The sequence below is a fragment of the Asticcacaulis sp. P2_C5 genome (genome assembly GCF_056404555.1).
On the sequence record NZ_JBFUDU010000017.1, the window covers coordinates 57,931 to 69,680 of the forward strand.

Annotated in this window: 6 protein-coding genes; all 6 read right to left on the bottom strand. The window is 62.5% G+C overall.

Annotation, left to right across the window (positions count from 1 at the left end):
- Positions 1-137: 137 nt before the first annotated feature.
- The 6 genes from AC1DXO_RS23495 to AC1DXO_RS23520 all read right to left on the bottom strand — a co-directional run bounded on the left by AC1DXO_RS23495 (position 138) and on the right by AC1DXO_RS23520 (position 11,720).
- Positions 138-3,074, bottom strand: coding sequence for a TonB-dependent receptor plug domain-containing protein (locus tag AC1DXO_RS23495; RefSeq protein ID WP_476980639.1), 2,937 nt, complete (start codon positions 3,072-3,074; stop codon positions 138-140).
- Between the two features lie 297 nt (positions 3,075-3,371).
- Entirely contained in the window at positions 3,372-4,409 is a 1,038-nt protein-coding gene (gntR, locus tag AC1DXO_RS23500) for an HTH-type transcriptional regulator GntR (RefSeq protein WP_476980640.1), read from the bottom strand.
- A gap of 96 nt (positions 4,410-4,505) precedes the next feature.
- Positions 4,506-7,511, bottom strand: coding sequence for a glycosyl hydrolase family 28-related protein (locus AC1DXO_RS23505; RefSeq protein ID WP_476980641.1), 3,006 nt, complete (start codon positions 7,509-7,511; stop codon positions 4,506-4,508).
- Between the two features lie 209 nt (positions 7,512-7,720).
- A complete protein-coding gene (locus AC1DXO_RS23510) occupies positions 7,721-8,194 on the bottom strand; it encodes a VOC family protein (RefSeq protein WP_476980642.1) in 474 nt (157 codons plus the stop codon).
- Positions 8,195-8,307: 113 nt separating this feature from the next.
- Entirely contained in the window at positions 8,308-10,449 is a 2,142-nt protein-coding gene (locus AC1DXO_RS23515) for a penicillin acylase family protein (protein ID WP_476980643.1), read from the bottom strand.
- Positions 10,446-11,720, bottom strand: a complete 1,275-nt coding sequence (locus AC1DXO_RS23520; protein ID WP_476980644.1) for a metal-dependent hydrolase family protein — start codon at positions 11,718-11,720, stop codon at positions 10,446-10,448. The genes AC1DXO_RS23515 and AC1DXO_RS23520 overlap by 4 nt, the downstream gene beginning before the upstream one ends.
- Between the last annotated feature and the right edge of the window lie 30 nt (positions 11,721-11,750).

Genomic DNA, 11,750 nt, shown 5'->3' on the forward strand with positions numbered 1-11,750 from the left:
TGTGCCTATGGCACGGGTCGGTCGTTTAAGCCGGTCCGCATCGGGCACAGTACCACATCCCGGCCGGTCTCCAGGGTGTAGACCGGCCGGAATGGGGCGCCGTCATCACAGGGTGGGATGCGGCGCCCAGGTTTGGGTTAGAAGTCGAACCGGAAGCCGACACGGTACATGCGGCCGAGTACGTCATAGAGGAACGGATTGGCGCCGTACCCGACATTGGTGAAGGCAGCCGGTTGCGGATCGACATTGAACATGTTGTCAACCTTGAAATAGGCCGTGACCTGGCTGTTCACCTTGTAGTTCCCGCCGAAGTCGACATAGGTGGCGCCCTTCATACGGTTATTGTCGATGGTCTGGTGCACCGAGGTCGAGACCGGGCAGTTGGTCTGGCACTCGATATATTCACGGCTGCGGACGCCGTCGCTGAACCCACGTTCGGTCAGGGTCAGGTTCAGCGCGCCGGCATCCCAGCTCTGGGTGAGGTACCACTTCCAATATGGCGTGCTGCCGTAGTTGACGCCGGCAGCTTCGGACGGAATGGTGCCGATGACGCCGGGATTGGTGAGGAAGCTGATGGTGTGGGTGGCCAGTCCGCGCAGGGTTAGCGACCCAGGCAGATGCAGGCCCGACAGGCTGGTGCGGTAGGAGACTTCGATATCGAAGCCCTTGTTCTCCATCGAGGCCAGGTTGAAGGCCTGGACCTTGACATAGTTGGTGTTGGGAACCGTGCTGGTCAGCAGCATGGCGCCACAAAGCTCCTGATTGCCGGCGGCGCACAGGTCGACTTCCTGCTGGGCCGACAACGAAGAGACGACGTCATCGATCTTGATGTCGTAATAGTCGATCGATGCACTGAAGCCGGGCAGCCAATCGGGTTGCGACAAGACAATGCCCAGTTCGGTGTTGCGGGCGATTTCCGGGCGCAGTTGAGTATTGCCCAGGGTGCGCTGCAGCACCGTAATCGTCGTGTTGTTATAGTTGACGACGTTGTTGGTGGTGATTTCAGCGGCAAACAGTTCACTGAGGTTCGGCGCACGCACGTCGCGTGACGTCACCGCGCGCAGGCGCAGGCCGCTGATGCCGGTTTTCCATGTGCCGCCGACCTTCCAGCTTTCGACCTTGCCCGATGTGCTGTAGTCCGTCGTCCGGCCGGCCATATTGATATTGGCGCTGCCCCAGGTGTCGGAATTCAGCACCGGAACGTTCACTTCGACATAGCCTTCCGCGACACTATAGGTGCCTTGCGCACTGTGATAGTTACCGGCGTACCAGTTGTTGCCGATCGCCGTGTTCATCAGCGGGTCCACCGGATATTCCGGCGTGTTCGGGCTGTTTGCCGTGACGCCGTTGCCATAGGCGTCGCCGCGGACACGGTACCATTCACGCCGGTATTCGACACCGGCAGCGATGGCGACCGGGCCGGCCCATGACGAGAACGGCTCGGCGTTCAGGTTGAAGCTGACCACGTCCTGGGTCTGCTGCGTATGCTGCTGCGGACCATTGGCCGGCAGGACATAGGCCAAGGCGCCGGTGCTGGGCGTGACATCGCCGATGATATTGAGCGGCTGACAGCCCGAATTGCGCGCCGCGACGTTGCGGCAGACGATAGCGCCGTTCTCCAGGACGGCGTCGATGGCCGCGTTGTAGCGCGGGGTCAGGGAGATGTCGCGAACCAGAATGTCGGTGTAGTTGATGCCGTGCTCGACATAGCCGTTATAGGACCATTGGGTGCCGAAGGCATCGAACTTGCCGTCCGCGCCGGCAACGAAACGGTACTGCTTGCGTGTCGGGTGGACACTGATAAAGGCCGGGAATTCGGCATTGCTGGTGCCATACTGGAAGCTGGTGATGTGGTTGGTCGTGCACGCCGTCTTGATCGAGTCGGGCAGGAAGGCGTTGTCGCACTGGATAGTCAGGTTGGCGTTTTTCGCCGCGCCGGGATTGGGCGTGTTGGACGACACAACCCGTGCGGCGTTGAAGGTCATATAGACTTCATTGTTGTCATCCAGATCGTAACCGACCCGGCCGTAGGCGACCGTGCGCTCCAGCTTGGACGCCAGGCTGGTGCCGTTGCCGACGACTCCATCCAGGTTGCCACCGACGCAGAACGGTGAAAAACAGTTGGTAACGCCGCCGGTACCGGTCGGCGTACCGCCGGAGCCGTACTGGAACTGGAACGGGACACCGCCCGGGCCAAACGCCGTCCCCTGCAATGGGCCGGAGGTGATCAGGCCGTATTTGGCGTACTGATAGTTTTGCGCATGCTCGATATAGGTCAGTTGCGGCTTGCCGTCGGTGGTTGCCCCCAGCGAGCGCTGCTGCAGGGCCGACGACTTGAACCAGTCGCGGCCATTCGGACCGGCGCCGACGCCGAAGCCGTAGGCGGGCACACCATCTTCCTTGCCATGTTCGCCGCTGACCTGGACATGCAGCCGGTCGTTCAGGAAACTGTCGCCCCACGCCGCCTGAAGCGTCAGGTTCTTGTCGTCGCCATAGGTGGTCTGGCCGGCCTCGACATTGGCCCTGAAGCCCTCAAATCGCGTGTCGGTAATAAAGTTGACGACGCCGCCGATGGCATCGGAGCCGTAAGACGCCGAGGCGCCGCCGGTCACGACGTCGACGCGTTTGATCAGCAATTGCGGGAACTGGCTGACGTCCGTAACCCCGGTCACATTGGCGCCGATGACGCGCTGGCCGTCCAGCAGGGTCAGGGTACGGATCGGGCCCAGACCGCGCAGGCTGAACGAGCTCAGCCCCTGGATGCCGCTGCTGGTGCTGTTGACGCTGGTCGCGCGCCCGGTGCTGCCTTGCAATGACGGCAAGGCAACGATGGTGTTGAAGATATTGGGCTGGCCGGCCTTGAGGATTTCATCGGTGGTCAGGCTGGTGGTCGGTGTCGGCTGGGTGAAACCGCGCGTATTGATCCGCGATCCCGTGACGACAACGACGGTTGCTTCGTCCGGTTTGGTCTCCGCAGCCGCATCCTGCCCGGCAGCGCAGACCTGGCCGGCCAGGGCCGACAGGACCAGGATCGAGGCTGAACACCCCAGAAGATGTCTTGTGAATTTAGGCATTTGTTCTTGTCCCTTCATGGCGCCCGGTGACCGGGCTTTTTGTTGTGACAGCGCTAACATCGTCAATTATGCCAGGATAGGAGAAATGGCTTGCTGCATATCAGGAAGCATTCCACGATCTCCGTCACAGCATGACGGCGCTAACATCTGTTTTTTTGAGACAGGGATCGCTGGCAGCGAATTCCTGGCGTTACCCGTGTGCTTTTTTTATCTTACCTATGACAGCGCTAACATATTGTAGCACAATTATCGGCGACGATTAATCTGCCGCCATATTGTTTAATTGTCAAACAATATTCAGGTGCTTTCGCGCGGTTTCAATTCGAAGCCCAGGTCGACCTTCGGCCGCGCGACCGGCTGGCCGTCGATCAGCTGGATCAGCATGGCGGCCGCCTGGGCGCCGACCTCGAAACGCGGCGTCGCCACCGAAGTCAGGGACGGCACGGTGCTGGCCGAGGCCGGCAGGTCGTTGAAGCCGGCAATGGCCAGGGTTTGCGGCACCTTGATGCCACGACGCAAACATTCGAACAGCCCGCCCTGCGCCAGGTCGTCATTGCAGAAGAAGATGGCGTCGGTATCGGGCGCCTGTTGCAGCATGCGTTCCAGGAGGATGCCCCCCAGGGCCACCGATGACGGATCGGGCACCAGCAGTTCGCGCTGCGGTTCGTACAGACCGGCGCGGATCATCGTATCGCGATAGCCGCGGCTGCGCGACAGGGTGCGCGAATCGAGCTGTGACGCCACAAAGGCGATGCGCCGCCGCCCCTGCTTGATCAGGTGCTCGGTCATGGCGCCGCCGGCGGCTTCCTGGGAAAAGCCGACACTGTAGATGCCTTCGCGGTCGGACAGCTCCATCATGTGGACGACGGGTATCTTCACCTGCTCCAGAAGGCGGCGCGTCGTTTCCCGGTAGTTCAGGCCGGCGACGAGAATGCCGTCAGGATCGAAGGCAAGATAGGCGCGAACCAGGGCGTCCTCTTCTTCGGACGAATAGTTGCTGACGCCCAGGAGCATCTGGTAGCCATTGGGCCGCAACACCTTCTCGACTCCGCTCAGGGTTTCGACAAAGACCATGTTGCGCAGGGATGGCACCAGGACGACGATGTTCATCGACCGCGCCGAGGCCAGGGCGCTGGCGGCCCGATTGCTGACATAGCCCATGTCGCGGGCCGCCTTGTGGATGCGCTCGCGCACCTCTTCGGCGACCTTGTCCGGCCGGCGCAAGGCGCGCGACACGGTGATGCTCGACACGCCGACATGGCGCGCAACATCGTCCATCGTGACCCGGCCGGTGCTCGATGCACGCGATCGCCGCTTTATCAGTTTATCATCCAAGGCGTTTCTTGTTCCCATGACGGTAGTCTATTGAACTCTGGCCCTGCCTTTCGCTCCGGCTTTGGCCTCCAGCGCTAACATTCCTTTCCCGGCTTGTCACCTCTCGACCGAATACAGGGCGTGGTGGGTCAGGATAAACAAGGTGCGGCCCTGAGCTCCGCCGAACAGGAGCTGCAACGGCCGGTCCGGTACGTCGATACGCTCGATCGGCCTGCCGTCCGGGCCATAGACAAAGATCTGGCCATTGGCGACATAGAGATTGCCGGCCGCGTCGAGGACGGCGCTTTCACCGCCGCGCTCGGCCAGGGGCTTAAGTTCGGTCAAGGTGCCGCCGGCTCCGATCTTTCCGCTGTAGGTAAGGTCTTCGGAGCCGTTGGTGAAGACGACCGGGTCGCCCAGCTTGCCGGTGACAAAGCCATAGGTGTCGAGCGTATCGGAAAAGCGCCAGCCCAGGTGCGTCACGGGTCCCTGCTTGATCACGCGAAAGGCCGGCAGGACCAGGCTTCCGTCAGGCGAGACATATTCGCGTGGCTTGGGCGTAGCGGCGTCGCGGGTGAACATCTCGTTCAGGGTGGTGAATTCGTAGGTCTTAGGGTCGAGCTGGTCGCGGAATTCGCCGTTGTTCCAGACATTGACCGGCAGGGCCGTCCGCGCGCCCTCATGCGGCGCTACAGGCGTCGGCGCAATCACCGTCACCCCGGGCTTGCCAGGCGTGAGGCTGTAAACCGTGGCCTCCGGGCCGGCCGAGGACAGGACCAGCAGGTTGTCCGACGCATCGACGGCCAGGTTGATGGGGTCGAGCGGCGCGTCAGCGACGATGTCCAGCCCGTCAGCCTTGGTCCAGCTGTAGATGCGTTGGAAGCGGCGATCGATGAAATACAGCTTGCCCGTACTGTCGACCGCCGCACCGGCGATCGAGTAGAAGCCGTCTTCCAGCCTCGTGACGCCCGGCGAGGTATCGGCGACCGGCGCCGGATCGGCCGGTACGTCGAGCACGGCGAATTCGCGTTCACGAACCTTCAGCTTGTGCGTCGCGTCCTCGATGGCGTTTTCGAACGGGAACTTGCTGGCGCGCAGATAGGTACCGCAGCCGTTATCGTCGCACATGGCGATACCGCTTTCGGCGTTGACATGGACATTACGGAAACGGATGTCGGCGACATCGAACAACTTCACGGCTGACTGTGCCGGCTTGACGGTGCGGGTAACGCGATAGCCGTGGAAGTTGGCGAACAGGATATTGCGCGAATGGCGCACTTCCATCGCCACCGTATCCTGACTTTCGCGCACCTCTTCTTCGGTCTGCGGCGCCAGGAATTCCCAGTTTTCGACGTGATCCAGCACGATTTCCGCCCGGACGTGGTGTTCGGCCGACAGTTCGTAAACATGGCCGGGCGTCTTGGTGTCCGAGACGTAAAAACCGGCCTGGGCATTGGTATTGGGCGTCCAGACATTGGCGAAGGTACCACCGCCGCCATCGGTCACCCAGATGCTTGCATGCTGGCGATCCCAGTAGATCTGCGGATCGGGCGCAGCGGACTGGCCGGGATTATTGGGATCGAACCGTGCCCCGCCAGCCAATGGGGTGCCGCTGCCGCCCTGGATCTTGACGTCGTCGACCAGGGAGCTTTCGCCGGCCTTCCAGATCAAGGCCGAGGCGCGCGGATTGACGCCGCCGGTGAACAGGCCAAATCCGCTCAGCATGGCATTGCCGCCCCTGGCACTTTCGATCAGCGCCTTAGCGTCACCGACACCGGCATAGGCCGGCGTGGCGTCGGGGATGATGAACTGGGTCCGGCTGGGGTGCAGTCCGATCAGCACCGTGTCGGGCCGCAGTTTCAAGGTGTCGCTGACGACGTAGCGACCTTGCGGGAAATAGACGACGCGGTGGCCGTCTATGGCCTTCTGGATGGCGGCGGTGTCGTCGGTCGTGCCATCGCCCTTGACGCCGAGGTCGTGGGCATTGGTCCATTGCGCCACCGGCGGCAGAGCCGGAATGGCGGGTGGTACGGCGGCCGGCAGACGGCTTAAAACCTTGGCGTCGAACTGGGTGTCGAACCTGCCCATCTGGCCCAGGCCATCCAGCTTCAGGCCATAGGTAAAGTTCGCGACTTCATAGATTTTGCCGGGCGCTGCGACAGTCTTGCCGCTGTCGCGGAAGCGGGCAAAGACAGGCGTATTGCGCGCCACGGCGTGGTCGAAACCGACCTGGGTAAAGGCGCTGGCCTCGCTGCTGATGATGACGGCGGCCTTGCTGACGCCGTCGAACACGACATTCTTGCCCCACAAAGAGTCGCTGTAGCCGCGGTCGATCTCGATACCGACCGGCGTATTTTTGATCCGGACATTGGCCAGGGTCAGGTCGACCTCGTGCTCGCGGATGGCGGCATCGCGCTGGCCTTCGAACGTCGAGTCAAGCAGGGTGAATTGCCAGGCCGGCGACGTCTTTTCGGTCAGTATGCCGTAACGCCCGCCGAAGAAATGCAGGTCTTCGCATTCGTTGCCGGCCTGATAGATGCCGGCCAGCCCCGAGCCGAGATGAAAGTCGATATGGCTGAGGAAGGTGTGCTGGGCGGTGCGGAAACGCACGGCCGCCGCTGCCGGATTGCCGTCGCCGATTTCGAAATCGACATTGGCCAGGGCGGAATAAAATGTCGCCGAATTGGCGTCGCGGACATTATCGCTATAGGGCACGGCGCTGACGACGGGGACCGGAACCTTTCCGACCCGGTATTGATCATCTCCCGTGAAGACGACCATGTTGGCGACACCGCTTTGGAAGCCGGGCGTATTGGCGCCCAGCACCAGGACTGGCCGGGTCGCACCGACGCCGAACACCCGCACAGCGGCGCGGATCAGCAAGGTGCGCGTGATGCGGTAACGGCCGGACGGCAGGAAGACAATCCCGCCCTCGCCCTTGCTGGCCACCTGGTCGATGGCGGCCTGGATGGCCGCGGTATCGTCGGTCGTGCCATCGCCTTTGGCCTGGACCGTAATGGCGGCGGGATCATTGGGCTTGGTGAGATAGACGGAGTTCCCAGCCCACGCGGGTTGGGCCAGAACAAACATGATAGCGGCCAGGCTTGCGGCTTGCCATTTCATCGTCACCTCCTGTTTTAAATGACAGCGCTAACACTATGGTGGTCCACAAGTGCGGCGTCATTCATCATATTTATTATACAAATAGCCAACCATTGCCGTTTTCGTATGCAGAATGTTGATGACAGCGCTAACATCATTATGTCTGTTTTAATCCATCCTCTTGGCGTGTCAATAGGCCGGATAGGGAGGCCCGAACCGCAGACGCAGCCTCACCCGCGAACAGCAGCCTCGATTTTCGCTACATCGATCTTGCCCATCGTCATCATGGCGTCGAACGCCCGCTTCGCCACCTCGCCCCCCTGGGCCATGGCCTCGCTTAGGACGCGTGGCGTGAACTGCCACGACAGGCCCCATTTGTCCTTGCACCAGCCGCATTGGCTCTCGACACCGCCATTGCCGACGATGGCGTTCCAGTAGCGATCGGTTTCCGCCTGGTCGTCCGTCGCAATCTGGAACGAAAAGGCCTCGGTCTGCCTGAACGCATCCCCGCCGTTGAGGCCAAGGCAGGGAATGCCGAAGACCGTGAATTCGACGGTCAATATATCGCCTGCCTTGCCGTCCGGGAAATCGGACGGCGCCTCGTGGACGGCACCGACCGCGCTGTCGGGAAAGGTTGCGGCATAGAACTTCGCCGCCTCTTCTGCGTCACGATTGTACCACAGGCAGATGGTGTTCTTGTTCATGGCAGTCTCCTTTGTTTGATCGGCGTAGCCCGGCCCATACAAGGCCCAGAGACAAGGTAACGTCGGCGATAAATGTCCAATGGGTTACAGGCGGCCGGACCGTAAAAATAGGGTTATTCGCCCGGTCGATAGGTCCGCTCGACATGGCCCGCCAGTTGTTCCGGATAGAAATAGACCTCGCGCAATTGGCCCGCCGCGTACCGCTCGACCTGGTCGCTGAAATGCGCCGACTCCGGATGACCACTGTCGCCGCCGGCCGTCACTGCCCACGCCTTCACCTTAGGCCCGAACTCGACCACCGCGACGAAGCTGTTGCCCGAGGTGCCGTAATAGGCCTTGGTCCCCGGATAACGCTTGGCGCCGAAGGAGGCCAGCGAACCCCACTGGCCCGAGGTAAAGGGCACCGGCCAGCTCGGCTTGGCATCGTCGAAGGTCTGGACAATCGCCCCATCATTGCGCTGGAAGCGGTTGATCTCGCCCCACGGCACCTGCCAGCCGCCGAAGTCCTGGGTCAACGGCGCAACGGCCTGTTCCAGCGCTGTCAACCGCTCGGCGTCGGTCGACCGTGTCAGCATATAGTCATAGACGCTAATCCCGGCTGCCTTGGCCTGGGGCGCCGCGACCTGCCACAGCGCCTCGCCCCACCCGACAGCCAAAGATGTTGCCGTCGAGTCCGCGCTCCATCGCCGGTCCCAACCGTTGAGCAGGGCAAGCGGTCCGGCAAGACCCGTGCGTCGCGGGTCGTCCGCCGGCATATGTTCGTAGGCCACGTCCAGGGTCGGGATGAGTTGTTCGAAGGCGGGAAGCTGCGGATCGAAAGCCAGGTCGATCAGGCCCTGCGGCGTCAGCACGCCAAGCTGGCCCAGCAGCTTTTCGGCGTGCAGGCCGCGCGGGTTTTCGCCCGCCTGGTCCATATATTTCGGGAAATCCGCCGCCTTCGGACTGTCCGGTCCGGCCGCCACCCACGGCCAGTTGTTGCTGTTGAACGCCCAGCCCGTCTTCGGATTGAGCACTTGCGGCAGCCGGTCGAGCGGCGTCAGTCCCTTCCAGTCGGTCGCCGGATCACTGCCGTCAACCGGCTTGGTATAGTCGAATCGGTTGTCGCGTAGCGGCACATATTGCGGATGCAGATAGGCGATCTCGCCCTTACTGTCCGAAAACAGCGTGTCGTTGGACGAATTGGCCTGATGCCCCGCGACCTCGAGGAATCCGGCCAGGTCGCGCGCCTTGGTGCGCAGAAACGACTGTTCGAGAGCATCGATTGGCTTGTTCATCAGCGCAGTCGCGATCCACTTGCCGCCCTCGGCGCGGACGATCGGCCCATGTCGGGTGGCCCAGGTGGCAAAGCTGCGCGTCGCCTGCGATCCATCGGCGGCGCGATAGCTTAGGGTTATGACCTTTTGCGTTACCGGCCAGACATCGTCGCCATAGCGATAGTTCAGGCTGTTGTCGTCGTCGCGCACAATCGTCTCGGCAAATTCATCGACACTATCGACACCGCTCGACGTATGCATCCATCCGGCCTGGTCGTTGAAACCCTGATAGATAAAGAACTGGCCCCAGGTCGCGGCGCCGTAGGCGTTCAGCCCCTCGTCGCTCGTCACCTGCTGTTCCGAACGGAAGAAGAAGCTGGTGTGCGGATTGATGAGCAGCAGGGCGTGGCCGTCCTTCGTCCGCGCCGGCGCGATGGCGATGCCGTTCGATCCCGTCGGTTCATGATAGACCAGGCCCTTCTCGTCCTGCGTCATCGCCAGCTTTTGCGTGCCGTAAAACGCCTGCAACTGGCTCAGCGGCACGCGTTCGATATCCCCGCCGATACTGCCTTCGGTAAAACTCAGCGTCATCCACGGCTCGAAATGCGTCAGGACCTGCGGATGGACGTCGGGATGATCAGCCAGATAGGCGTTTAATCCGTCGGCCCAGGCGTCCATCAACGCCTTCAGCCAAACGGGACTGGCGGCGTAGTCGGCCTTCAGCACCTGCGGATCTATAAACAGTCTTTGGCGGAGATCGGCCCAGATCGCCGGTTCGCCATCGGCCTGCGCCGTCCGCCCAAGAGCGGTCAGGTAGTTGCGCTCGATGCGGTTGAAGTCGTCCTCGGCCTGAGCATAGATCATGCCATAGACGGCGTCGGCATCGGTCTTGCCTTGGATATGGGGGACGCCCCAGTTATCGCGGGTGATGGTAACGTCATAGGACGCCGCCGCGACCGGCGACGCCATCATGATAAGGGCGCAGATCCACCAATACTTCATTGTCCCGCTCCCGGCGCTTTCACGACCACGCCATTCTTGATGACCAGGTCGACCGTGCGCAAGGCACTCAGGTCCTGCGTCGGATCGCCCGGCACGGCGATCAGGTCGGCCAGCAGGCCCACCTTGATCGTCCCTACCTTGCCGTCGAGATGGAAGATACGCGCATTGCCCGAGGTCGCCGCCGTCAGGACCTGGACCGCTGGCATGCCGGCCTCCCCCATCAGCTCCAGTTCGCGTTCATTGGTGCCGTGGGCATAGACCCCGACATCGCCACCGACGCACATTGTGACACCGGCCGCCCGGGCCAGGGCAAAGGCCTGGCGAGCCTGGGCCACGGCCACCGGCACGGGATCGGCGCCGTTCCAGCCGCGATAATGCGCCACTGCATCGGATGCCGCCAGGGTTGGGCACAGGGCCACACCCTTGTCGTGCATGGCTTTGAAGATGTCCGCCGTCCCGCCATAGCCATGTTCAATCGTGTCGGCGCCGGCGGCAATCGCCCGGCGCATGCCCTCGGCCGTGGCAGCGTGGACCGCGACCACCCGTCCGGCATCGTGGGCGGCCGCCACAGCCGCCGTCATCTCGGCCTGGGACAGGGTCGGACGGCTGTCCTCGCCGGCCCGCCAGCGATAATCGGCATACAGCTTGACCACATCCGCCCCGGCGGCGATCTGGCCGCGCACAACCCGGACGATATCGTCGGCGCCGCTGGCCTCCTCAGCGCCCTGCGGCACCTCGACGCCAGGCTCGAAACCCTTGGGGCCATAGGCGCCGCGGGCGACAATGGCGCGCGTCGCCACCATCAGGCGCGGCCCGGGAATGACGCCAGAGTCGATCGCCTGGCGCAGGCCGACATCGGCATAGCCGGCGCCTTCAGTGCCCAGGTCGCGTTCACTGGTAAAGCCGGCCATCAGGGTGGCGCGTGCGCTGACGGTGGCACGGATGGTGCGCAACGCCAGGCTTTCATGCAGCACCTGATCGTCCCACGGTGTTTCATTATAGGGATGCAGGAACAGATGGCCGTGGCCCTCGATCATGCCAGGCATAAGCGTATCGTTGGGTAGTTCGATCACCCGAGCATCGAAGGGAGCTGTCAGATTCGGCCCGACCGCCGCGATGTGTTCGTTTTCGACCAGTACCTGCCAGCCGACATGCGGTCTGGGCTCGACGCCATCGAAGACGCGCGCCGGCTTCAGCAACAGCGTATCAGCCGCCGCCGGCATGACAACCGCCAGCGAGAACCCAAGTCCGGCAAGCCAAAAGCGCTTCATAAACCGATCTCCATCTGCGGCGGATGGTTA